We start from the raw sequence: 24,050 nt of genomic DNA, 5'->3' as shown, positions 1-24,050 counted from the left end.
GCTAGCCTAAATTAGTATATTCATGTTCTCAATAAAACAACTTGAACAATGTACCATAATAGAAGAAACTTTATCAAGAAAAGTTCATTGGCCCTGGCAGGCTCAAGTGCCGCATTTTTATTTCCTATGGAGCTTTTGGCTAGCATGCGCAAAAAGGTAGGTCCCAATGACCAAATTAATGTTGGGCTTATTGGTTGTAAGGGTATGGGTTTTAGTGACCTGACCTCAATGCTTAAAATGAGCGAGATCAGTGTAATGGCATTATGTGATGTAGATGAGGCCGTGCTAAAAGCAAGAACAGCAGATTTGGAAAAAGCGGGCGTAAAAAAGCCTATGTGGTACCGTGATTATCGCAAGCTACTGGAAAATAAGGATATTGATGTGGTCATAATTGGTACGCCCGATCATTGGCACTGTTTACAATTGACGGATGCACTTACGGCAGGTAAAGATGTGTATTGCGAGAAACCCATAGCAAACTCTATTCAGGAGGCAAATATCATGTTAAACTATGCGAGTTCCAGTGACCGTATGGTTCAGGTGGGGCAATGGCAACGTAGTCAACCTCACTTTGTGGATGCCATTAATTTTGTGCATTCCGGAAAACTGGGAAGCATTAGACTGGCAAAAGCATGGGCTTATCAAGGTTGGATGAAACCGGTTCCGGTTGTTGCGGATTCAGCTGCTCCGGAAGGAGTAGATTATAAAATGTGGTTAGGTCCGGCTCCAGAACGGGCTTTTAACGCAAACCGATTTCATTTTAATTTTAGGTGGTTTTGGGATTATGCAGGTGGATTAATGACTGATTGGGGCGTGCATTTATTGGATTACGCTTTATACGGAATGAAAGCAGGAAACCCAAAATCGGTAATGGCGCTGGGCGGAAAGTTTGCGTACCCAAATGATGCTTCCGAAACTCCGGATACATTACAGACGGTTTTTGAATATGATAAATTTTCAATCCTTTGGGAGCACGCCACAGGAATTGACGGCGGAAATTATGGACGTAACCACGGTATCGCTTTTATAGGTAACAATGGCACCTTAGTAGTAGATCGCAACGGTTGGGAAGTAATACCAGAAGAAGAGTTTGCAGGTTGGGGTAAAAAGGGAACACCAAAAATAGAAGCTGTTTCATACAATAAAGGCGAAGCAAGCGGACTCGATCTACATACGGCAAACTTTATTGACGCCGTAAAAAGCCGGGACAACTCCAAACTAAACGCGCCTATAAAAGTAGGTTACGATGCTGCTATGGTATCGCATATGGGTAATGTTGCTTTTAAAACCGGCAATCGTATCTATTGGGATGACGCTGCAGGAAAATTTAAGGAAGAAGAAGCGAACAAGCTAATTACCTCCAACTACCAAAACGGCTGGGAACTTCCAATGCTTTAAAAATATAATGCTCCCAAACCCATATTAAACAGGGCTTTGGGAGCTTTTTTATCTATACACATCATTCAGTCCCTTACCTTCAATAATCATGGGTAAGATTTTCTCTAAACGATTTAGCTTTGTGGTCTTGCGTTTAGCACTGGCAATATATTCTACGTATTCTTTTTGTTTGTAAGGCGATAGTTCTTTGAAAGCACTTTTAGCTTTTTGCTGTGTTTTAAAAGCTTCTTTCAACTCTAGGGGGAGAATCACATTCGTTACTTTCTTTTTTGAACTTTTAATTAACGTAAGACCTTTTTTCTGGTTTTCAATCGCCTCATTAATATATGCTGAAACTTTCATGGCATTGATATCGTCTTCGGAATAAAACTTCCAATGGCGCATGGCTTGGGTTTTTCCCTCTTGGGCATTTTCCAATAGGTTTTCGGAATCGCTTAAAAAGACACCGTTAAAAAACCAGATTCCAAAATGTTTTTTGAACTTACAAATGGCAAGAACATTCTTCTCATTAATAGTGTATGTTGGAATGCTCCATTTGTAAGTTTCTACCAACTCGGTTTGTAACGCCAATTTGCGTAACTGTGCAATACCATTTTTAAAATGATGTTCATTGCCATAATAGGCTGCTACCTTTTTGGATGCATCCATGAACTTGGTTTTTTTAGAGTTTCTTTCCTAAAGATAAGGATTTGACACTATTCTGCCTTTTTTGCCGCCAGTTCACATATTTTAATGATTACCTCAGTAGCCTTTATCATGCTTTCCACAGGAACATATTCATATTTTCCGTGAAAATTGTGTCCGCCTGCAAAGATATTAGGGCAAGGTAGCCCCATATAGCTCAGTTGTGAACCATCCGTTCCGCCGCGTATGGGTTTAATGATCGGCGTAACACGCATGGCTTCCATTGCCTCTTTTGCTAGTTCTACAATGTGAAAAACAGGTTCAACTTTTTCACGCATGTTGAAGTACTGATCTTTTATTTCTAGATCGATACAATTACCGTGAATGTCATTTAATTTTTCCGCAATATCACGGAGCAGCTGTTTTCTGTTTTCAAAGTAAGACTTGTCGTGATCACGAATGATCATTTCAAACTCGGCATGCTCAATTTCGCCTTGTATATGATGAACGTGAAAAAAACCTTCTCTGCCCGAAGTGTTTTGTGGGGTTTCTTCAGGAGGTAAAATTTCAAGAAATTCACTGGCGATACTTATGGCATTTACCATTTTGTTTTTAGCATAGCCGGGGTGTACACTTTTACCTTTAATAACAACCTTGGCACTGGCTGCATTAAAATTTTCGTATTCCAGTTCGCCAACTTGGCTTCCGTCCATAGTGTATGCCCAATCGGCACCAAACTTTTCAACATCAAAATGGTGAGCTCCACGACCAATTTCCTCATCTGGCGTAAAACCTACTCTAATTTTACCATGTTTTATTTCCGGATGGTTGATAAGGTATTCCATTGCCGTGATAATTTCCGTAATCCCGGCCTTATCATCGGCACCAAGAAGGGTAGTGCCATCTGTAGTAATCAAGGTTTGACCTTTGTACTGTAATAAATCCTCAAAATAATCAGGAGAGAGAATAATGTTCTCCATGTGGTTCAGGACAATATCCTTACCATCATAATTCTCAATAATCTGTGGATTCACATCCGTTCCTGAAAAATCGGGTGAAGTATCAAAATGAGAAATAAAACCGATGGTCGGCACATCAATGTTAATGTTGCTGGGCAATGTTGCGGTGATGTAAGCCTTGTTGTCAATAGAAACTTCTTCCATTCCTATTTCCAGTAGTTCTTCAACCAGTAAATCTGCTAAATACCATTGTTTTTCAGTACTCGGGGTCGTTTTTGAATTGGGGTCGCTTTGGGTGTCTATTTTGACATATTTAAGAAAGCGGTCAATGATATTTTGCATCGATATATTTTTAAATCAAAAGTACAAAATTGGACTTATTAGTTACTAAAGAACATTTTTTTAAGATTATATTTTTAGTCGTTTTCTTACAATGAAAATAAAAATACTTAACTTCTCAACAATTAACTCAAACTTATGAATATGAAAAAGCAGTATTTTTTATGCTATGCGCTCTTTTTGAGTGTCATAGGAATTGCCAGTGCTCAAATAACGGGTACAGTGTTAGATGAAGAAGGTGGCCCCCTACCTGGAGCCTCGGTAGTAGTAAAGGGAACAACTACAGGTTCCACTACGGATTTTGATGGTTTATTTTCAATTGATGCCGAGGTAGGAGACAAGTTGGTCGTTTCTTACATTGGTTATGAAACCAAAGAAGTGACCGCTGCGGCTGGAGGAATGAGTGTACAACTTTCTTCTGGGGTAGCGCTTTCAGAGGTGATTATTGTTGGTTCTCGTAACCCCAACAGAACGGCTACTGAAAGTACGGTTCCGGTAGATGTTATTAGTATGAAGGAGCTGAATAGTGTTGCGCCTCAGGTGAACCTGAATCAGATATTAAATTATGTAGCACCTTCATTTACATCCAATACCCAGACTATTTCAGACGGTACGGATCACGTTGACCCAGCTTCTTTACGTGGTCTAGGTCCTGATCAGGTATTGGTCTTGATCAATGGAAAACGAAGACATACCTCTTCCCTTATTAATGTTAATGGAACTTTTGGGCGTGGTAGTGTTGGTACGGATTTAAATGCTATACCGGCAGCAGCAATACAACGTATTGAAGTGTTGCGAGATGGAGCGGCCGCACAATATGGTTCCGATGCCATTGCAGGGGTAATCAACATTGTATTGAATAAAAGCGTAAATGAATTGAATATGACGGTCACGAGTGGTGCTAATTTCTCTAAGAATGCCAATGATCAAACCGGTGGTGTAGATGGTGCTACTACCAACATTGCGGCAAGTTATGGGGTTCCTTTGGGGGAAAACGGAGGTTTCTTGAATCTTTCCGGTGATTTTGATGTTCGCCAAGCTTACGGCAGAATGAAAGAGTGGGAAGGTGGTGTTTTTAATGCATATAATTCTATTGAGAGATTAGCATTAGGCGAAAATTTGGATATAGCTAATCTGCAAGATGCAGATGTAGTTAGATTATCTCAAAACTTATCTTTTTTTGACCAAAACGATAGAGATATTATAAGCGGGTTCTCGCCAGCTGAACTGCATAGCCCAACAAGGACGGATGGCAATGGGAACATAACATTTTATAATCCTCTATCTAATGATGTCACGGACGCCGAACTTGCAGAAAGAAATCAACAAAGGAGTGATTACAACATGAGGGTTGGCCAGTCCGCCTTACGAGGAGGAAGGATCTTTGCCAATTTTTCCTTGCCGTTAGATGATAACGGAACGGAGGTGTATTCTTTTGCAGGTATCAGTTCTAGAACAGGAAATTCTGCAGGCTTTTATCGTTTGCCAAATCAAAGTAGAACATATACACCCGCCTATAATAACGGTTTCTTGCCCGAAATTAATTCGGCTATTAAGGATAGGTCGTTATCTGTAGGTGTTAAAGGAAAGATTAATGAGTGGGATGTGGATTTAAGTAACACCTATGGAAAGAACTCTTTCTTATATACTATAGGTAACACCTTTAATGCGTCTATGCAGAATTCATCGCCAACAACTTTTGATGCGGGTGGATTTTCCTTTGCCCAGAATACGGCCAATTTAGATGTGACTCGTTTCTTCGAAGATACCATGTCTGGCCTAAACGTTGCTTTTGGAGCAGAATATCGTGTAGAAAACTATGATATAGTTGCAGGGGAGCCAGCCTCATATGGCCAGTATGATGGTACCGGAAAAATAAACAATGCTTATGATGATATACTTAGGGATGATTCTGGCACCCCTTTATTAACTGATGAGGGGGCTACAATTCCAAACCCAAATTCGGACATACGTGTACCAACAGATTTCTTTGGAAGTGCTAGACCGGGTGGATCTCAAGTTTTCCCAGGTTTTGGACCAACAAATGAGTTGTCTAGAGGAAGAAGTAGTGTGGCCGGTTATATAGATATAGAAGCAGATTTTTCTGAAAAGTTTTTGGCCAGTTTCGCCACACGTTTTGAAGATTATAGCGATTTTGGTTCTACCATCAATTTTAAATTGGCTGCTCGTTATAAAATTTCTGATAATTTAAACATTAGAGGTGCTGCCAATACGGGTTTTAGGGCTCCTTCTTTACATCAGATCAATTTCAATTCTACATCAACTATTTTTGATCAGAATGGTGATCCTCAAGAGGTGGGAACTTTTGCAAATGACAGTCGTGCGGCTAAACTTTTGGGCATTCCAGAATTAAAAGAAGAAACTTCCAGCAGTGTTAGCCTAGGGCTTACAGCAAAGATTCCTGATGCTAATTTGACGATTACTGTTGATGGCTATTATGTTGAAATCAATGATAGAGTAGTCTATACAGGTCAGTTTGAAGGTCCTGGTACAGGAACGGAATTGGACAATTTATTGAGTCAGGCTAACGCAACAGCTGCTTCTTTCTTTGCAAATGCCATTAACACAGAATCTCGTGGGTTGGATGTGGTTATCACTCACCAGGCAACTTTAAGTGATAAGTGGAGATTGAAATCCGATCTAGCGGGTACGTTTTCAAAAACCAACCAAATAGGAGATATTAATTCTTCCGAAGTATTGGAAAATGCCGGTCTGGTAGATACGTATTTTCCAGAAGATAGTAGAGTGTATTTAGAAGAGGCCGTACCCCGTACAAAGCTTAATCTTTCTAATAGTCTTACGTCTGACAAATGGATTATGTTCTTGAGAAATGTATATTTTGGTGAAGTAACCGAAGCTACTACGGTTGTGGAAAATCAGCAGGTTTTTGGCACTAAAGTGGTAACTGACCTTTCCATAGGATATAAGGCAACAGATGCTTTAACGCTTACACTGGGGGCGAACAACTTGTTTGATATTTATCCGGACAGGGCGGAAGAAGCCTTTAATAATAGAAGTTCTGGACGTTTTGATTGGTCTCGTAGAGCACAACAATTTGGCATAGGTGGCCGATTCTTGTTTGCTAGAGTGAATTTTACGCTTAAATAAAGCAGTAAGAATTTAAATTAATTTGAGAAAGACCGTCCGGAAGGGCGGTCTTTTTTTTGCTATAAAAGAGTCATACACAGAAGAAATATAATTTTTCACCTAAATTGTTGTTTATATAAACGGAATCAAATTTTAAACAAAGTAGTATGTTTCGTAAGATGTATGGTTTTATAGTATGCTTAATGTTTTTTTCTGTGGGAAATGCCCAAAATTGTACATTGGATATTGGCGGAAAAAACAGTGATACCATCAAAACTATTTTTCAGTTAAATGAGGAACAGATTGGAATTATGGAGGCTTTGCAAGGGGAATTGGCCGTAACAACAAAGAGTTTAGAAGAACAGATAGAAAAACTATTGGCCCAACATCCACAGAGTACTGAAGAAGACCTTATTAAACTGGCCGAAAAATACCGAGCTTTACAGCAGGAATTGGTACGAGCTGCTTATGATAGTGACAAACAACTTTTGTCCGTTTTTAATATGAAGCAGTACGAGCGTTATCTTCAGCTTTGTAACGAAGCCATACGTATACCAATAAAGGTAGTTCCAAAGACCTATGAAACACCGGTTGAGGAAGAATAAGCGTTAGTAATTTACTATTCAATTTTTTACAACCATTTCCAATTTTAAAAATAGTAGGAAGTAGTTTCTATACTAGGGGTAAGTTTGTATTTTTGCGCAAACACAACCACGTTCATGTATAAGACCTTCCTTCAGCCATTACTTTTCTCGCTAGACGCGGAAAAAGCCCATCATGTTACTTTTTCTTTAGTTCGTTTTCTTTGTAAAATCGGTTTTTCAGGAATTTTTAGAGCTATCTACAAAATAGAAGACCCCCGTTTGGAAAAGGAAGTTTTTGGTATAAAGTTTAAAAACCCTGTAGGTCTGGCCGCTGGTTTTGATAAGGATGCCAAACTGTACAATGAACTATCTAATTTCGGGTTCGGATTTGTTGAGATAGGCACACTTACGCCCAAGCCACAACCTGGAAATCCAAAGACAAGATTGTTTAGGTTAAAGCCGGATCAGGCCATAGTGAACCGAATGGGCTTTAATAATATGGGTGTTGTTGATGCCGTAAAGCGTTTAAAAAAAGAGCACAAAGTGCTAATAGGCGGTAATATTGGTAAGAACAAGGTAACGCCCAATGAAGATGCCGTTTCCGATTATCTTATCTGTTTTAATGCGCTGTTTGACCATGTGGACTACTTTGTGGTTAACGTGAGTTCTCCCAATACTCCAGGACTTCGGGAGCTTCAAGATAAAGAACCGCTTACGGCTCTTTTGCTAGAATTGAAAAAAGAAAATACAAGCTTGGCCTCGCAGAAGCAACAAAAAGAAAAGCCTATTCTTCTAAAAATAGCTCCTGACTTAACGGACGACCAATTATTGGATATTATTGCTATCGTAGCCGATACTAAAATTGACGGTGTTATAGCTACCAACACAACAATTGAGCGTAAAGATTTAAAATCTGAAGAGTCACTTACCAAAGAAATGGGGGGATTAAGCGGAAAACCATTGACCAATAGAAGTACAGAGGTAATCCGTTTCTTGGCAGATAAAAGCAATAAAGCTTTCCCGATCATTGGAGTAGGAGGCATACACTCGGAAAAAGATGCACTAGAAAAGTTAGAAGCCGGTGCAGACCTTATTCAATTGTACACCGGTTTTATCTATGAAGGTCCAGCTGTGATAAAGAGGATTAATAAAGCTATTTTGAAGGGGTAGAGCAACAAGGTACGTTTGTACAACTGTTGCCAATATAATTAGAAATTTGCAATTGGTTCGTTTTTGGTGTATATTTACATCAAATAAATTTACTCTCATGACAAGACAGAGCATTTCATTTACACAACCAAATGATGAGTGGTTAAAATCACAGGTTGACACCCAAGAATATTCCAGTAAAAGTGAACTCGTTAACGATTTAATTAGACAGGCAAGAAAGCAGCAAATCGAAATAGACTGGATTAAGGCTAAATTAGATAAAGCCGAGAATAGTGGATTCTCCAATGATAGCAAGGAACAAATTTTAGCGCAAGCCAAGTCATAATTAATGGCTGATTATAGACTAAGCAACGCTGCAAAAGATGACTTGATACGAATTCATCGATATGGAGTAAAAAAGTTTGGAATGGTCCAAGCTGACAAATACTTTGATTCTTTTTTTGAGTACTTCAACATCATTGCTCAAAGTCCCTATTCATTCGAAGCAGTTGATTTTATAAAAAAGGGATATAAGCGGTGTGTATGTGGTGTCGATAGTATTTACTATAAAATTAATGGTAACACCGTAGAAATAATGGCAATTGTCGGCAGACAGGATTTAAAAAATATACTTTAAGCTTATAGGCCAAAATACTGTTGTCCGAACTATCACTAAATAATTCGGGTTAAAGTTTTAATCTCAGGGTTTTGCATATTTTAAAGAGGTCCCAAAATCTTTGGGATTTTGCTTTTAACTGGTCAAAGAAAAAAGGAAACCAAAAGATATGTCTATTTACATAGTGGAAAACAAACGCTAATTTGCTTCAGTATTGTTCATCGCTCAGGCATTAGTTTTAAGCAAAACAAAAATGAAACAGGAACAATTGGATATACTTTGTCAGGGATATGCTAAACGTATAGGAAATGAAATCGGATGGATGTCGGAATTGATAAAAAATGGCAATGATGTTTTAAATTATTTAGCCGATTCTAAATATAAAAATTCAGTGATTGGGCTAAATAAACAAGGAGTTGGAGCATCTCAAAAAATGCAAATAGTTTATTTGGTTAATCTTTTCGAATCCTTTATTCAAGACTTTATTAGAATTAAAGATGGTCTTACAGAGCTAGAAGTTAATCAAAATGGGTTTTGGAATAAATATTTAAGACGTGAAAAATTATTATGGAATGAAGATAAAAAAGAAAATTATAATAGTTCTACTTCTTTTATGAATATAAGGTTTTCACTTTTTGTTCTAAACAAAAAGTATGAATTAAAATACCCTTCTTATTTGTCAAGTACAATTCCTGAACTTGGGAGTCTTAGAAATTGTTTGGTTCATTATGATGGAGATATAACCCGTACTGACAAAGGTGGACATTCCTTTAGAGAAACTCTTGTTGAAACTTTATTTTTTTTAGAAACAAAGCAAGAAGAAATAAAACTAATAGAATTGAATAAGAACGACTTTATAGACAAGATTGTTTTTGATTTTCAGACTTTTATTGAACTGTGTGGAGGTAAGATTAATCGTCCTTTTGAACACATGAAAGAAAATAATACAAGCAACAATCAGTAGTCCTCCTATGAAAAAGGCTTAGTTCAATCAAAAAAAGTATCACTTACTCCAATAATCAACAACCAAAACACCACCCAAATGCGGGCCTAAAACTTCTCCAAACGCTTTGTGGTCTGGGTGAGGTAAGTAAATGGCACGGTCTTCTTCGCTATTAAAAGTAAGAAAAAAACAATGGGTAAAACCATCGTTTAAACCTTCGGGGCTATTGTTCAATCCCCATTCGTAACCCACTATTTGCGGAATCTTTGAGGGTAGGGCAGAAAAGGCATCTTCTACTTTTTTAATGTCTTCAGCAGAGGTTCCCGGTTTAAATTTGAACAATACCACATGGCGTAATAAGCTATCTTTTTGCATGAAAGTTTCAGGTGTTGGTTTGGGGTCGTTACGAGTTTCAAAAGCCAATAAAAGCAATGATACTAAAACTAGACTTAAGGTAAATGTGATGTAACTTGGTTTCATGTCCTAATTATTTTGAGATGCAATTACTTTTGCGGTCTTGCATGCGGGAAATTGCAACCGTCAAAAAAAGACAGGATATAACTAAATAATCCGTTGAAGCCTGAATTTATGACAAGATATAAAAAAGAGTAGTTACTTTAGTGCCCACACGAAAGTTTCCAAGGCAATTTTTTATCATTGAATATTACATTTAAAAACAACACAGAATAGCATTACAGTGAATTACGAAACCCTTTACACTTTTATGTTGGCTACCGCGGCTTTGTCAATTTCCCCTGGTCCGGATAATATCTATGTTTTAATGCAAAGTTTGGTAAATGGTAAAAAATATGGGCTGGCAACCACCGCTGGTTTAATTTCGGGGTGTTTGGTGCATACCAGTTTACTTGCTTTTGGGGTTTCTGTCATTATTAAGGAGAGTGAGACCTTGTTTTTTGGTATTAAACTATTAGGGACGCTGTACCTTTTTTACTTGGCGTTCAAGGTATTTAAGAGCAGTGGTGACTTGGAGTTAACGGAAGGAGCGGTGCCCAAAAAAGGACTGTGGCAGTTGTTTAAGCAAGGGTTTATAATGAACGTTCTGAACCCTAAGGTTACTATTTTTTTCTTGGCATTCTTTCCCGGGTTTCTGTTTAGTGAAGAGATAAATACCACAATTCAGTTTTATATTTTAGGGCTGCTTTTTATGTTTATTTCTACTATAGTTTTTAGTCTGATAGCTATACTGTCCGGTAGCATTTCGGCGTATTTTAAAGAGAATTCCAAGGTTGGAGTTTATCTAAAATGGCTTCAAATCATTGTGTTTGTTGGTATTGCGGTCTATATTCTAGTATCGGATAAATAATGCTAATTTTGAGTAGGTTTATAAGCCTAGTAGAAACTCACTTGAATGATAGAAAAGGTAAAGGTTATTGAATGTCCTAGAGATGCTATGCAAGGCATCAAACCTTTTATTCCCACTAATGAAAAGGTAAAATACATTCAATCGCTCTTAGGTTGCGGTTTTGATACTATAGATTTTGGGAGTTTTGTTTCACCAAGAGCAATTCCGCAAATGGTAGATACGGCAGAGGTGCTGTCAAAACTTGACCTTTCCAATACAAAAAGTAAACTCTTAAGTATTGTAGCAAATGTGAGGGGCGCGGAAGACGCGTGCAAACATCCGGAAATACAGTACCTAGGATATCCGTTTTCTATTTCCGAAAATTTTCAGATGCGGAATACGCATAAGACCATTGACCAATCCGTAGAAATTCTTCAGGAAATACTGAACATTGCCGATGCATCGGGTAAAGAGGTCGTTACCTATATTTCTATGGGTTTCGGGAACCCTTATGGCGACCCGTGGGATGTGGATATTGTTGGGGAATGGACAGAAAAGTTAAGCGGAATGGGCGCTAAAATTTTATCCCTTTCAGATACCGTAGGCTCGTCTACACCAGAGGTAATAGAATATCTTTTCTCACAACTGATTCCTAGATACCCAGAAATAGAATTTGGAGCCCATTTGCACACAACACCTGCCAAATGGCATGAGAAGGTAGATGCCGCATACAAATCCGGTTGTCGTAGATTTGATGGCGCCGTTCAGGGTTTTGGGGGCTGCCCAATGGCAAAAGATGACCTTACCGGTAATATGCCTACCGAGAAGATGCTATCCTATTTTACTACTGAAAAAGCGGATTCTGGTGTCAATTGGATGGTGTTTGAGGCGGCCTACAATAAAGCAACGGAGTTGTTTTCCGTTTACCACTAATAATTGTTCTTACCGCACATATGGTTTAGATAGCTATCTAGGTTCAGCTGAAATAGCGTACCGTCAATCAGATCGTGAACGGCATCCAGCTCAGTTCTGTTCATGGCTAAGGTTATCTGGGGTGCGGGCGTATCCAACAATAGTGACCTACAAGTGTCATGCTGATGGCACTCTTCGCATGGCGAATTCATTTTCTGGGTACACTCAATATTTTTCTTGAATTGCAAAAGCTCGCTCTGGGTAAGTAGTAGGCCGGTATCCCTAAAAACAATTTGCACTTTTTTTGGGTCTTTGACGGTGTTTCGTTTCCATTGAAATGCTACACCAAACGGGTTGTGGTAAATGGGGTTTATATCTTCCATAGAATTAATTATATGGTTATAGTATGCATTTCAAATGTAGTATTTTTATTTAGATTAAATATAAATAAGTATTATTAATTTTTGTTCAATCGTTCAATTTTGCGCGTATTTAGCTATAAGTGTTTCCGCTACATTATTTGTACTTAATCTAAATAAACTTGTTTTAGTCGATTTGATGCACTAGTTTCACCGCCAAATTCAATGAAAAATTAAATAACTAAACTAAAATTATAATGAGAAGTGTATTTTTTTCCATAGCAGCAAGTTCAGTATTGTTGTTAGCATCTTGTGAATCTGATGATAATGCGGTTCAGATTCCGGAGGAGACCTGTTTCGACAATATTATGAACGGAGACGAGACTGGAATAGATTGTGGCGGTAGTTGTACACCATGTGAAACGGCTATAGAAAACCCTGCGAGTTATTCTTTTGAAAGAGACGGGGAGTCTACAGTAAGTTTTAGCGGTCAAACCACACGAATATTAATGGCTCATGAGCTATTAGGTGAGTTTACCACTAGTACAAATACTGCTGAATCCTTGAAGTCTATGTATGCCCATGAAGAAGGCGCGGCGGATTTTGAAGATACAGATTTAAATGCTTCCGATAAAAGTCTACGTAGTAAAACTGCAGCTTCAGCCGATTACTTCGCAACAAACGCTACCGATCAGACACTTATTCGTGCTGATTTTGAATCTTGGATAGAGGGGCAGGTAAATGAAGTATTCACAAACTGGGAAGTGGCTGCTGAAGCAGGAACAGCCGGTCAATTGGCCGATGGGGAAAGTACCCGTTACGTAAATGCTAAAGGTTTGGAATACAACCAATTGTTTGCAAAAGGATTGATTGGGGCATTGATGACCGATCAGGCTTTAAACAATTATTTAAGTACAGCAGTGTTGGACGAAGGTTCTAACCGTGAAGACAACGATGCGGGCACGGTATTGGAAGGCAATTCCTATACCAATATGGAACACAAATGGGATGAGGCATACGGCTATGTTTACGGCCTTAATGCAGATGCATCTGATCCTAATGCAGATTTGGGTGCGGATAAATTTTTGAACGAGTATATAGGTAAGCTTGAAGAGGATTCAGATTTTTCCGGTATTGCTGATGATATTTTTCAAGCATTTAAATTAGGTCGTGCTGCAATTGTAGCTGGGGACTATGATGTTCGTGATGCGCAAGTCGAAATTATTAGAGGTAAAATATCACAAGTAATCGCTGTTAGAGGAGTTTACTATTTACAACAGGCTAAAGCCACCTTAGCAGCCGAAACTCCCAACTACGGTAGTGCCTTTCATGCACTTTCTGAAGCGTACGGTTTTATCTATAGCCTACGTTTTACCCGTCAACCCGGTACGGATGAAGCTTATTTTACGAAGACGGAATCAGATGAGCTTATTGCAGAGTTAATGAATGATGGTGATAACGGATTATGGGATGTTACAGCGGAAACTATTGACGAAATTTCTGAAGATATTGCGGAAGAATTCGATTTTACTGTAGTCCAAGCTGGTGAATAGTCTTACCTATATCAAATATTAGAACTAAAGTGTTGAAAAAAAGCAGCTTCCGTTAGGATATAACAAGCTGCTTTTTATATTTTTGCTTACTTAGAATAAATAAAAATAAGGTATGAGAAGGTTTTTTGCCGTTGTAGTTGTGGCAACAATGATTTGGGCATGTAGTTCTGATGGTGGAGCGGACCCAACTGATGATGGAACGGAAGAGCCGGAGCCACAACCTGTAAGTTTTGAACGAGGACCTATGCTGGCCAATTGGGCGGACAACATTATCATTCCTTCATACAAAGCGTTTTCTACGGAAATGACAAGTTTGCAAACGGCATTCGATGCCTTTAAAACTGACGCAAGTGAAGCCAACCTTATAGCCTTTAGAGCATCATGGTTGTCCGCTTATACCATGTGGCAAAGAGTTTCAATGTTTGAAATCGGTCCTGCTGAAACTGTTGGGCTACGTTTAAATATAAATATTTATCCTTCCGATTCTGATAAGATAGATGGCTTTATAAGCTCGGGCACTTATGATTTAACATTGTCGTCTAATAGGAATGCCAAAGGCTTCCCGGCATTGGACTATATCATTAATGGTTTAGGTGAAACGGATGAGGCTATTTTAGAAAAGTACAACGGAGCGGAAAAGGATAATTTAATTACCTACACAGGAGACGTGATTTCAGATATGGTAACACTAACAACAGGTGTGTTGGCAGAATGGGAATCTGGTTACAGGGATACTTTTGTTTCAAATGATGGAGCTTCTTCAACGGCATCCGTTGATCGCTTTATTAATGATTATATCTTTTACTACGAGAAGTTTTTAAGAGCTGGAAAAATGGGAATCCCAGTGGGAGCTTTTTCCGAAACAGTGCTTCCTCAGAATGTAGAGGCCTATTATAAAGGCGATATATCCAACGAATTGTTTTTGGCAGGTCTTGAATCCGTTCAAGATTTTTTTAATGGAGTGCACTATGGCAAAAGCAGCTCGGGCGAAAGTTTAGGTTCATATTTAGATGCCTTAAACACGGTTAAAGATGGTGATGACCTCAAGAAATTAATAAACGATCAGTTTGATTTAGCCAAAACCAAAGTGGTGGAGTTAGCACCTTTTAAAGAAGAAATTGAAAATAATGTGCCACCTACCAACATGCTTTTGGCGTATGATGAGGTGCAGCGTATTGTTCCCCTTTTTAAAGTAGATATGGTTTCGGCAATGAGCGTAAGTATTGATTTTGTAGATGCCGATGGCGACTAGAAAATGAATCGTTTCATCAGCAAACATATATCAGCCCCAATAGAGGCCGCCCCCTTGGCGGTCTTTCGCATTTTATTTGGTGTGATGATGTTGTTGAGTATTGTAAGGTTTTGGAGCTACGGATGGATAGATAAATTATATATTCAGCCTAAGTTCTTCTTCTCATATTACGGTTTTGAATGGGTAAAACCTTTGGGTGTTTATACCTACCTTATATTTATTCTTTGTGGCTTATCGGCCATTTTTGTGGCCTTGGGTTATAAATACAAAATAGCGATTATTACGTTCTTCCTCAGTTTTACCTATATAGAACTGATGGATAAGACCACCTACCTCAATCACTACTACTTTATAAGCCTGCTTAGTTTTTTAATGATTTTTTTACCAGCTAATGCTTATTTTTCGCTGGATGCAAAACAGGATGCTACAAAGGCATTTCAGAAGGTTCCGGCTTGGACGATCAACGGTATAAAATTCTTGTTGGCCATTGTCTATTTTTATGCAGGGCTTGCTAAACTAAATTCCGATTGGCTTTTTAAGGCTATGCCCCTAAAAATTTGGTTGCCCTCTAAGTTTGATACGCCTTTTTTGGGTCAGTTTTTACACGAAGAATGGGTGCAGTATGCATTCAGTTGGTTTGGGGCCGGTTATGATTTGGCAATTCCATTCCTGTTATTGTATAAAAAAACACGGCCATATGCCTTTGTTGTAGTGGTTATTTTTCATGTGATGACTCGGGTGCTTTTTCCCATTGGAATGTTTCCTTATGTCATGATTATTTCCACATTGATATTTTTTGATTCTCCTTTGCATCATAGGTTTTTAGAGTATTTGAGCAGTCTTTTTCGAATACAAAAAAAAATATTTGATAATGGTCAAAGCTTGGTAATGCCTCCAAGTTTAAGAACAAACTTCAAAAGAGTAGTAGTCACCTTGTTCTTTGTGATTCAATTACTTATGCCATGGCGGTATTTAGTGTATCCTGGGGAATTGTTCTGGACGGAAGAAGGGTATCGCTTTTCTTGGCGGGTAATGTTGATGGAAAAATCAGGTTATGCCCAATTTAAAGTGGTTAGCAAAGATTCCGGAAGATGGTTCTATGTAGATAATACGGATTTTTTGACGCCTTTTCAAGAAAAACAGATGGCTTTTCAACCCGATTTTATTCTGGAATATGCCCAGTTTCTGAAAAAGCATTTTGAAAATGATGGGCATAAAAATGTGCAGATATTTGTTGATAGCCGGGTGGCACTGAACGGACGGTTAAGCACTACCTATATAGACCCAAAAGTAGACCTTGGCCAAATGCAGGAGTCGTTTGAACATAAAAAATGGATAATACCTTTTACCGATGAAATTAAGGGAATTTAGTATTGCATGTATGATGTTCTTAGCATCGTTTTCTGCGGTTGCGCAGCTTACCATTTCGGGTAAGGTTACGGATGAGAAAGGGAGTCCTGTAGAAGATGCAGAGGTGTATTTAAAGGAACTTCAGTTATTACGGACTGCCAACGCAGATGGTAGTTTTGAGTTTGCCAACATTCCAGGCGGTAAATATACTGTTGTGGTGTTTGCCTTTGAATATGAAGTCTATGAAAAGGAATTAACTTTTGATACGACCTTCAATCTCAATATTCAACTTAAGCGCATACAGTCGCAAGCGCTTTCAGAGGTTGTTTTAACCGAACGACGAGAGAAAGTATTCGCTTTAAAACAACTAAAAAAAGTAGAGGGAACAGCAATTTATGCAGGAAAAAAGACAGAAGTTGTTCTTATGGAAGGGCTTACCGGAAACCTTGCAGCTAATAATGCAAGACAAATTTACAGTCAGGTTGTTGGGCTGAATATTTATGATAATGGTGATGCTGGTTTACAATTGAATATTGGAGGTAGAGGGTTAGACCCAAATAGAACGGCTAATTTTAACACACGGCAGAACGGTTATGATATTAGCGCAGATGTTTTAGGATACCCGGAAAGTTATTATACGCCGCCAGCAGAAGCACTAGAGGAAATTCAAGTGATTCGTGGGGCTGCTTCTTTGCAATACGGTACCCAATTTGGAGGTTTGATTAATTTTAAATTTAAAAAACCGAATCCTAATAAGGAGATAGAGCTCGTTTCCCGCCAAACCGTTGGTTCGTATGATTTGTTTACCAGCTTTAATAGTTTTAGCGGTACGGTGGGTAAATTTAGCTATTACACCTATTTTAGCTATAAGGATGGTAATGGCTTTAGACCCAATTCAAACTTTAATAGCAAAAACTATTTTACGAATTTGGGCTATGAAATTTCCGATAGGACAAAAGTAACTTTTGAAACGACCTTCATGCATTATTTGGCCAAACAACCCGGTGGTCTTACAGATGCTCAGTTCTATGAAGACCCTACTTTTAGCAATCGTGATAGAAACTGGTTTGAAGTAGATTGGCGTTTGTACTCGTTACGGCTAGACCACGCTTTTTCGGATAAAACGGACTTTAGTCTAAATGTGTTTGGCCTAAATGCTTCTCGTAGAGCATTAGGATTTAGAACCAACAGGGTATCACAAGAAGATATTATTACCGAACCTAGGGAACTGTTGGTAGATGATTTTAGTAATTGGGGAGCGGAAGCAAGGGTTTTAACTAGATACAATCTGGGAGTCACTGAATCTGCACTTTTGTTAGGCTCTAAATTTTATAAAACGAATAATGACCAAAGGCAAGGACCAGGTTCTGCAGCAGCTGATGCCGATTTCACCTTTGCCGATGCGGATTTTCCTAATTATGAGAGACAGTCCCAGTTTAATTTTCCAAATTTTAATGTCGCTTTTTTTGGTGAAAATATTTTCAATCTTACTGATCGATTGGCGATAACACCCGGTTTTCGTTTGGAACACATTAAGACTGAAAGTATAGGAAGCTACAGAGAAATTACGTTGGACTTGGCAGGCAACCCATTGTTGAACAGGGAAATTGAAGATAACCAGGTTTTTGATAGAACGTTTCTTTTACTGGGCGTGGGAACTACCTATAAGCTATCGCCTAGCGTAGAACTGTACGGTAACTTTTCGCAGAATTATCGTTCCGTGACTTTTAGTGATATTCGTGTGGTAAACCCTTCCTTTCAAGTAGACCCGAACATATCGGATGAAGATGGGTTTACGGCCGATTTTGGTGCTCGGGGAAGATTTAAAGATGTTCTTTCTTATGATGTTAGCGTATACGGCCTGTATTATGACAATCGCTTAGGGGAAATCTTAAAGGAAGAAACTCAGGTGAATGCAGTGGGCGAAGAAGTATCCACCGGAAGATTGTTAAGGGCAAGGGGAAATATAGGAACCGCTTTTATATATGGTCTAGAAAGTTTTGCAAATTGGAGTATAAAAGAAACCTTCTTTCCGCAATCGGAAAAGGTGAAGCTAAATTATTTCGCCAATTTGGCTTTGACACAATCCGAGTATCTTTCTTCCGAAAGGAACAATGTTGAAGGAAAAGAAGTAGAATTTATTCCCAAAGTAAACCTAAAAACAGGTTTAAACTTTGGGTATGGCAACTTGCTGGGCAGTTTACAGTACACCTATTTTGACAAACAGTTTACGGATGCCACCAACGCATTACAAGATGTAAATGATAACCAACGAGGTATTGAAGGAGAAATACCTGCCTATGACATTTTGGATTTTTCGCTCTCCTACACCTATAAAAAATGGAAGTTGGAAGCGGGTGTCAATAACCTTTTAGATAATTCATATTTTACGCGTCGGGCTACGGGCTATCCCGGGCCAGGTATTATTCCGTCTGAACCGAGAACATTTTATACAACGCTTCAGCTTAAATTATAAATGAGTTCTAAAGGTATAATCCGCTGAGTTTCATGTGATTTTATTTTTGGTTTTTATATCTATTTAAAACAAAGGATACAGAAGTAGTTTTTTGATGTGGATTAGAGATATTCGCCAGAAGAATGTGAGTGATTTCTGTAGGTTTCCATTTGGTCGCAATCGAACCTTGATAATAAGGTGATAACCAATTAATTTTACTACATTTGCACGCAATTAAATCTTTAATTGCTATGGAAGCCCACCTGAATAAAATTGTTGGAGAAGGTCTCACTTATGATGACGTACTCTTAGTCCCTGCCTTTTCTGAAGTACTCCCAAGAGAAGTAAATATTCAAACTAAATTTACACGTAACATTACTATAAACGTACCGGTCGTTTCGGCTGCTATGGATACGGTTACGGAATCTCGTATGGCTATTGCCATTGCGCAAGAAGGAGGTATTGGTGTACTTCACAAAAATATGACCATTGAGCAGCAAGCGGTAAAAGTGCGCAAAGTAAAGCGTGCGGAAAGTGGTATGATCATTGATCCTGTTACTCTACCGTTAGACTCTTTTGTTCGTGATGCAAAAGCCAATATGAAAGAATTTAGTATTGGTGGAATTCCTATTGTTGATGGTGAAGGTAAATTAATTGGTATTGTTACCAATAGGGACCTTCGTTTTGAGAAAAATAACGACCGTCCAATTTCTGAGGTAATGACTACCAAGAATTTGGTAACGGTTGGGGAAGGCACCTCATTGGCACAGGCCGAAGATATTCTTCAAGAGAATAAAATTGAAAAACTTCCTGTAGTTGATAAGAACTACAAATTGGTAGGTCTTATTACTTTTAGGGATATTACAAAACTTACCCAAAAACCTATTGCAAATAAGGATACTTACGGTAGACTTCGTGTGGCTGCGGCTATTGGTGTTACACCGGATGCAGTAGATAGAGCTGAGGCGTTGGTTAATGCAGGTGTTGATGCAGTTGTTATTGACACGGCCCATGGTCATACCAAAGGTGTGGTTTCAGTTTTAAAAGAGGTGAAAAAGAAATTCCCGGATTTGGATGTTATTGTTGGTAACATTGCAACGGGTGAAGCTGCCAAATATTTGGTGGAAGCGGGTGCAGATGCCGTTAAGGTTGGTATTGGACCCGGTTCTATTTGTACAACTCGTGTGGTTGCCGGTGTTGGTTTTCCTCAGTTTTCTGCGGTACTAGAAGTATCTGCCGCCATAAAAGGTACAGGTGTTCCGGTAATTGCCGATGGAGGAATCCGCTATACAGGCGACATTCCAAAAGCGATAGCTGCTGGTGCTGATACGGTTATGTTAGGTTCTCTTTTAGCGGGTACGAAAGAATCGCCAGGAGAAACTATCATTTATGAAGGCCGAAAATTTAAGTCGTACCGCGGTATGGGTTCTGTTGAGGCTATGAAAGAAGGTAGTAAAGACCGTTATTTCCAAGATGTAGAGGATGATATTAAAAAACTGGTACCAGAGGGTATCGTAGGTCGTGTTCCTTACAAAGGAGAACTTTACGAGAGTATTCACCAATTTGTTGGAGGTCTTCGTGCAGGTATGGGGTATTGTGGTGCAAAAGACATCGATGCCTTAAAAGAAAACGGTCGCTTCGTTAAGATAACCTCCAGCGGTATAAATGAAAGCCATCCGCATGATGTAACAATTACAAAAGAATCGCCTAACTATAGTAGATAGGCCTATATCTTCAAATAACAGAAAGAGCCCTTTTACAGGGCTCTTTTTTTGCTCTTAACTTTCTTATTTAGTCAAACTCTAGTCGGTTTTAACTGAATCTTCTTTTTCGTTCAAAGTATGTATTCGGCAAAGGTCATCAGAAGCTTGTTTCAATTTGCTTAGAAGTGTAGGTTTTAAATTGGGGTTCTCCTTAATATACTCATTAAGTATGGTGTAGGCCTTGGCTGAGGTATGTTTGCCTATGGTATTGTTCAGCCATCCCTTAGGAAAGAAAATGTCCCCTGTTTTTTGAATTTCCGTTAACAGGTCTAGACTTGCTCTTAAATTGGTAAGGCTCGTATTTGCACGTAACGGATGATTAAGGTTGCTTAATGCGTGTAAAACCCAAGATTCTTTTTGTCTATTTTTTTCGTCATGGAGAGATGCAAAGAATTTGTTTCTAACCGTTATATCGTTTGATAGGGAAGGGAGCAAGTAATCTAGCTCGGCCTGCTTATCCGGGTTGGTCAAATCTCGTCTGGCTTCCTTTAAAATATTTTCATAATCCGAATGATTGTAAAGTGCTAAACTCATGGCCATTTTGGTATAATCGTCTTGATTCAGTTTTAAATCTGAAATGACCCTATCTTTGTTCCAGACCGCAAACAATTGCTTTTTGGAAGCATCAGTATACGCAATGGAGCGAAATGTTGAAAATAGTGTTTTCTTAATGTTTGAAGGTAAGTCAGATTGTAATTGCTTCCATAGTTGCTTGGCGTGTAAGGGCTGATACAGGTCTCTTTCGGCTGGTGAAAGGTATTTCCAAAAAAGCAGGGATATATAATCGGATAGCAAATTGGCTAAGAGTTCGTTTTTTTCTGTTTTTAAACTATGACGATAGAACTCAAGAACAGTAGCTGGTTTGATATTTCCATTTAAACAGTTCTCAAATGTGTTGATGTATATGGAGCCACGGGCAACATCCTTTTTTATTTCAGGAAGAGTGTCATCCATCACATTATGCATCGGGAAAACTCCATAGCCCATTCCGTTGGAGTTATAAACCATAGCTAAAGGTTTGGGTTTGCCCAATGCGTCATGTAGTTCTACATTGCTGCTCTTCATATCTACGTTCAGATTTATTACACTGTCTTTGTAGACCATGGTCAGATCAAAGGTTTGTGGCCAAACATGGTAGCTATTGTCTTCTGCGGTTTGACTAATTTTAAATGAAGAAATATTCTTTTTATCATCATATATTATTTGCTCATGAAATATGGGGCGTCCGGCATTGTTTACCCAAACTTCACTCCACTTTTCAATGTCAAAATCCGTGTTGTTTGCAAAAATGGTTATGAGGTCTGTCCATGTAGCATTACCGTTGCTATAGGTCTTAATATACTCTTGAACACCTTTCTGAAAAGCTTTTTCGCCTAGAACATGTTCTAATTGGCGCATCATTATTGGCGCTTTACTGTAGATAATACTTCCGTAAAGGGAGCCTGCATTATTCAGGTTTTCTAATTCCTGGCGAATAGGATTAGTGCCTTTAGTCCTATCTTCTCCATACGCTCTTGGGTAATGGGTGGTCATAAAAGAAAGGTCATGATTAACTTGGGGGAAAGCTGGATTCGCAATCTTATCGGCCATAAAATTGGCAAATACTTCTTTCATCCAAACGTCATTGAACCAGTCCATAGTCACCAAATCGCCAAACCACATATGACTTGTTTCATGCGCTATAAGTTTTAACCTTCGGAGCTTTTGGTTTGCCGTAGAAGATTCATCCAAGAACAATGCGCTTTCTTTATACTGAATGGCTCCCACGTGCTCCATGCCACCATATTGATACCCTGGAATGGTAGCAAAATCCATTTTTTTAAACGGAAAAGGTTGGTTTGTATACTTTTCTAGGAAGGAGATGGATTGTTGGTGAAGGTCAAAAATAGTATCTGTGCTGTACGCTATTTTATCTTCATCGGTTTCCCTATAAAGCATAGCCATATCAAACTTTCCGGGATTCTGTTCCGTAGATTTAAATTTACCGGCAACAAAAGAAAAGAGATAGGTACTCATTAGATCAGATTGTGCAAAATGATGAAGTCTGAGGTCATTTATTTCTTCCTGTGATATTTTAGGTGCTCCGCAAAGGACGGTCCAGTCCTTGGGTGCGGAAATGTCTAAGGTATAGGTCGCTTTAATATTAGGTTGGTCAAAACAGGGGAAAAGTGTTCTAGCACGATCCGGAACCAAGAGGGTATATAGGTAATCTTCATTTCGGTTTAAAGAAGACTCTCCAGCTATAAAATCTATCGCAATCGTATTCTCTCCCTTTTTAAGAAAGCTAGGCTCAATAATAATATGTTCTTTTTCATGAACAATAGTAACGGACTTGTGGTTCGCTTCAATCGACTTTACGTTTGAAGTCTTTTCTTTAAAATCTAGATATAAGGGTGAATCTAAATTGGAAATGGCTAGGTTCAACACCAATTTAGCAGGAATAGGAGCTGTTTTTTCATTTGGAATTTGAAAACTAAGGTGATAGTTGACGTTAGAGACTTGTTCTTTTCTAAAGTTTGCCAATTCTTTTGAGACCCCATTTTTTAATTCAAATGTAGCACTCGTAGGGTTCTGACAGGAAAGTAGAAGTAAGCCAGTGATTAAGGAGATAAAGAATGTTTTCATGAACTTTGAAACTCGGAATTTACTTTGGTGTAATGAAAGTACTCAAAAGTAAAAACCAATACAAGGGTATGGTGTAAACTAGTTTTACATAAAAGAAAGACCCGATGCTATTTTTAAAAAGCATCGGGTCTTAATTGTTTGTATAATCACCTCTTTAAGAAGCTTTTATTTACTTTCTCCGGCGTAAGTTTTCCAATCTTGGTCCTTGTAGATATTGTCGCCAAAATAACGGGCAATATTCAAAAAAGGCTCCGGTTTCTGGTAACCAGGTAGCGGAGAGAGCATATTCATTTCTTCGTCCAGAAAAATAGTAGTAGGGTAACTCATTCTTCCCTGCATTAAAGCAGCGGCAAATTCATGGTATCCTTTTCTTCCAGAAGGTATGAATTTATAAGTCTTTCCTTTGAATTCTATAGGGTCTTTTCCTTCTCCATCCAATTTTACCATATAGAAGTTCTCTTCCATATACGCAGCTACTTCGGCATTCTGAAAAGTATCCTTGTCCATCTTCTTGCACCATCCGCACCAATCCGTATACACATCGATAAAAATCTTCTTTGGATTTTTTTCTGTAGTAGCCAATTCTGCTGCTTCGTTCCAGCTAAGCCATGTAACCTCTTGAGCACTGCTATTAGTTGCCATTAAACCTATAAAGGCAAATAAGGCAAGCTTTACTGCGGATGTGGAGAATATTTTCATTGTTATTTTTGCGGTATTAGTCCAACTAATGTACCAAAACTAACGAAAATGGAACAAGT

At 38.6% G+C, this 24,050-nt stretch carries 20 protein-coding genes; 14 read left to right on the top strand and 6 right to left on the bottom strand.

Annotated elements, in window-relative coordinates; translation table 11 throughout:
- Positions 1–48: 48 nt before the first annotated feature.
- On the top strand, positions 49–1,398 hold the full coding sequence (locus P0077_RS02825) for a Gfo/Idh/MocA family protein (protein WP_276167654.1): 1,350 nt from the start codon (positions 49–51) through the stop codon (positions 1,396–1,398).
- Between the two features lie 48 nt (positions 1,399–1,446).
- Here the strand turns inward: P0077_RS02825 and P0077_RS02820 are convergent, their stop codons facing one another.
- Both P0077_RS02820 and pepT read right to left on the bottom strand, forming a co-directional pair.
- Entirely contained in the window at positions 1,447–2,046 is a 600-nt protein-coding gene (locus P0077_RS02820; RefSeq protein WP_276167653.1) for a YdeI/OmpD-associated family protein, read from the bottom strand.
- A gap of 47 nt (positions 2,047–2,093) precedes the next feature.
- Positions 2,094–3,323, bottom strand: a complete 1,230-nt coding sequence (pepT, locus tag P0077_RS02815; protein ID WP_276167652.1) for a peptidase T — start codon at positions 3,321–3,323, stop codon at positions 2,094–2,096.
- 141 nt (positions 3,324–3,464) lie between these two features.
- Here pepT and P0077_RS02810 point away from each other — a divergent pair, with 141 nt between their 5' ends.
- The 6 genes from P0077_RS02810 (at position 3,465) to P0077_RS02785 (ending at position 9,741) form a co-directional block, all read left to right on the top strand.
- Positions 3,465–6,449, top strand: coding sequence for a TonB-dependent receptor (locus P0077_RS02810; protein WP_276167651.1), 2,985 nt, complete (start codon positions 3,465–3,467; stop codon positions 6,447–6,449).
- Between the two features lie 146 nt (positions 6,450–6,595).
- Positions 6,596–7,033 carry a hypothetical protein gene (locus P0077_RS02805; RefSeq protein ID WP_276167650.1) on the top strand — a complete coding sequence of 146 codons (438 nt, stop codon included), beginning with the start codon at positions 6,596–6,598 and terminating at the stop codon, positions 7,031–7,033.
- Between the two features lie 114 nt (positions 7,034–7,147).
- Positions 7,148–8,182 carry a quinone-dependent dihydroorotate dehydrogenase gene (locus P0077_RS02800; RefSeq protein ID WP_276167649.1) on the top strand — a complete coding sequence of 345 codons (1,035 nt, stop codon included), beginning with the start codon at positions 7,148–7,150 and terminating at the stop codon, positions 8,180–8,182.
- Between the two features lie 97 nt (positions 8,183–8,279).
- On the top strand, positions 8,280–8,507 hold the full coding sequence (locus tag P0077_RS02795) for a ribbon-helix-helix domain-containing protein (protein WP_276167648.1): 228 nt from the start codon (positions 8,280–8,282) through the stop codon (positions 8,505–8,507).
- A 3-nt stretch (positions 8,508–8,510) separates the two neighbouring features.
- Positions 8,511–8,798 carry a type II toxin-antitoxin system RelE/ParE family toxin gene (locus P0077_RS02790; protein WP_276167647.1) on the top strand — a complete coding sequence of 96 codons (288 nt, stop codon included), beginning with the start codon at positions 8,511–8,513 and terminating at the stop codon, positions 8,796–8,798.
- Between the two features lie 232 nt (positions 8,799–9,030).
- Complete coding sequence (locus P0077_RS02785) at positions 9,031–9,741, top strand: hypothetical protein (protein WP_276167646.1); 711 nt, start codon at positions 9,031–9,033, stop codon at positions 9,739–9,741.
- Positions 9,742–9,780: 39 nt separating this feature from the next.
- On the opposite strand, the gene P0077_RS02780 is transcribed toward P0077_RS02785, so the two are convergent.
- A complete protein-coding gene (locus P0077_RS02780; RefSeq protein ID WP_276167645.1) occupies positions 9,781–10,200 on the bottom strand; it encodes a Dabb family protein in 420 nt (139 codons plus the stop codon).
- A gap of 217 nt (positions 10,201–10,417) precedes the next feature.
- Between P0077_RS02780 and P0077_RS02775 the strand changes: the two genes are divergently transcribed.
- Together P0077_RS02775 and P0077_RS02770 are read left to right on the top strand one after the other, a co-directional pair.
- Positions 10,418–11,044 carry a LysE family translocator gene (locus P0077_RS02775; RefSeq protein WP_276167644.1) on the top strand — a complete coding sequence of 209 codons (627 nt, stop codon included), beginning with the start codon at positions 10,418–10,420 and terminating at the stop codon, positions 11,042–11,044.
- Positions 11,045–11,089: 45 nt separating this feature from the next.
- Positions 11,090–11,956: a hydroxymethylglutaryl-CoA lyase gene (locus tag P0077_RS02770; protein ID WP_276167643.1), complete on the top strand. Its 867-nt coding sequence runs from the start codon at positions 11,090–11,092 to the stop codon at positions 11,954–11,956.
- Here P0077_RS02770 and P0077_RS02765 read toward each other — a convergent pair.
- The gene (locus tag P0077_RS02765) at positions 11,953–12,318 is read right to left on the bottom strand and encodes a hypothetical protein (protein WP_276167642.1); all 366 of its coding nucleotides are present in this window, start codon (positions 12,316–12,318) and stop codon (positions 11,953–11,955) included. The genes P0077_RS02770 and P0077_RS02765 overlap by 4 nt on opposite strands.
- Positions 12,319–12,551: 233 nt before the next feature.
- On the opposite strand from P0077_RS02765, the gene P0077_RS02760 reads away from it, so the two are divergent.
- From P0077_RS02760 to guaB, 5 genes are all read left to right on the top strand, one after another.
- Positions 12,552–13,847: a DUF4856 domain-containing protein gene (locus tag P0077_RS02760; protein ID WP_276167641.1), complete on the top strand. Its 1,296-nt coding sequence runs from the start codon at positions 12,552–12,554 to the stop codon at positions 13,845–13,847.
- A gap of 112 nt (positions 13,848–13,959) precedes the next feature.
- A complete protein-coding gene (locus P0077_RS02755; RefSeq protein ID WP_276167640.1) occupies positions 13,960–15,099 on the top strand; it encodes an imelysin family protein in 1,140 nt (379 codons plus the stop codon).
- 3 nt (positions 15,100–15,102) lie between these two features.
- On the top strand, positions 15,103–16,470 hold the full coding sequence (locus tag P0077_RS02750) for an HTTM domain-containing protein (protein ID WP_276167639.1): 1,368 nt from the start codon (positions 15,103–15,105) through the stop codon (positions 16,468–16,470).
- Positions 16,451–18,925: a TonB-dependent receptor gene (locus P0077_RS02745; protein WP_276167638.1), complete on the top strand. Its 2,475-nt coding sequence runs from the start codon at positions 16,451–16,453 to the stop codon at positions 18,923–18,925. Before P0077_RS02750 ends, P0077_RS02745 begins: the two co-directional genes overlap by 20 nt.
- A 230-nt stretch (positions 18,926–19,155) precedes the next feature.
- Positions 19,156–20,628: an IMP dehydrogenase gene (gene guaB / locus P0077_RS02740; protein WP_276167637.1), complete on the top strand. Its 1,473-nt coding sequence runs from the start codon at positions 19,156–19,158 to the stop codon at positions 20,626–20,628.
- Between the two features lie 78 nt (positions 20,629–20,706).
- Here guaB and P0077_RS02735 read toward each other — a convergent pair whose 3' ends face one another.
- Positions 20,707–23,292 (bottom strand): M1 family metallopeptidase, encoded by a 2,586-nt coding sequence (locus P0077_RS02735; RefSeq protein ID WP_276167636.1) that lies wholly within the window; start codon positions 23,290–23,292, stop codon positions 20,707–20,709.
- A gap of 165 nt (positions 23,293–23,457) precedes the next feature.
- The gene (locus P0077_RS02730) at positions 23,458–23,991 is read right to left on the bottom strand and encodes a thioredoxin family protein (protein ID WP_276167635.1); all 534 of its coding nucleotides are present in this window, start codon (positions 23,989–23,991) and stop codon (positions 23,458–23,460) included.
- Positions 23,992–24,050 lie beyond the last annotated feature (59 nt).

Source organism: Zobellia alginiliquefaciens (assembly GCF_029323795.1).
In the GTDB taxonomy this organism is placed as follows: domain Bacteria; phylum Bacteroidota; class Bacteroidia; order Flavobacteriales; family Flavobacteriaceae; genus Zobellia; species Zobellia alginiliquefaciens.
Note: the sequence above shows the minus strand (reverse complement) of the source record. Positions and strands in the feature narration are given on the sequence as shown.

Coding starts and splice junctions, on each gene's coding strand:
- P0077_RS02825 (WP_276167654.1), top strand. CDS start 49: ATGTACCATAATAGAAGAAACTTTATCAAGAAAAGTTCATTGGCCCTG.
- P0077_RS02820 (WP_276167653.1), bottom strand. CDS start 2,046: ATGGATGCATCCAAAAAGGTAGCAGCCTATTATGGCAATGAACATCAT.
- pepT (WP_276167652.1), bottom strand. CDS start 3,323: ATGCAAAATATCATTGACCGCTTTCTTAAATATGTCAAAATAGACACC.
- P0077_RS02810 (WP_276167651.1), top strand. CDS start 3,465: ATGAAAAAGCAGTATTTTTTATGCTATGCGCTCTTTTTGAGTGTCATA.
- P0077_RS02805 (WP_276167650.1), top strand. CDS start 6,596: ATGTTTCGTAAGATGTATGGTTTTATAGTATGCTTAATGTTTTTTTCT.
- P0077_RS02800 (WP_276167649.1), top strand. CDS start 7,148: ATGTATAAGACCTTCCTTCAGCCATTACTTTTCTCGCTAGACGCGGAA.
- P0077_RS02795 (WP_276167648.1), top strand. CDS start 8,280: ATGACAAGACAGAGCATTTCATTTACACAACCAAATGATGAGTGGTTA.
- P0077_RS02790 (WP_276167647.1), top strand. CDS start 8,511: ATGGCTGATTATAGACTAAGCAACGCTGCAAAAGATGACTTGATACGA.
- P0077_RS02785 (WP_276167646.1), top strand. CDS start 9,031: ATGAAACAGGAACAATTGGATATACTTTGTCAGGGATATGCTAAACGT.
- P0077_RS02780 (WP_276167645.1), bottom strand. CDS start 10,200: ATGAAACCAAGTTACATCACATTTACCTTAAGTCTAGTTTTAGTATCA.
- P0077_RS02770 (WP_276167643.1), top strand. CDS start 11,090: ATGATAGAAAAGGTAAAGGTTATTGAATGTCCTAGAGATGCTATGCAA.
- P0077_RS02765 (WP_276167642.1), bottom strand. CDS start 12,318: ATGGAAGATATAAACCCCATTTACCACAACCCGTTTGGTGTAGCATTT.
- P0077_RS02760 (WP_276167641.1), top strand. CDS start 12,552: ATGAGAAGTGTATTTTTTTCCATAGCAGCAAGTTCAGTATTGTTGTTA.
- P0077_RS02755 (WP_276167640.1), top strand. CDS start 13,960: ATGAGAAGGTTTTTTGCCGTTGTAGTTGTGGCAACAATGATTTGGGCA.
- P0077_RS02750 (WP_276167639.1), top strand. CDS start 15,103: ATGAATCGTTTCATCAGCAAACATATATCAGCCCCAATAGAGGCCGCC.
- P0077_RS02745 (WP_276167638.1), top strand. CDS start 16,451: ATGAAATTAAGGGAATTTAGTATTGCATGTATGATGTTCTTAGCATCG.
- guaB (WP_276167637.1), top strand. CDS start 19,156: ATGGAAGCCCACCTGAATAAAATTGTTGGAGAAGGTCTCACTTATGAT.
- P0077_RS02735 (WP_276167636.1), bottom strand. CDS start 23,292: ATGAAAACATTCTTTATCTCCTTAATCACTGGCTTACTTCTACTTTCC.
- P0077_RS02730 (WP_276167635.1), bottom strand. CDS start 23,991: ATGAAAATATTCTCCACATCCGCAGTAAAGCTTGCCTTATTTGCCTTT.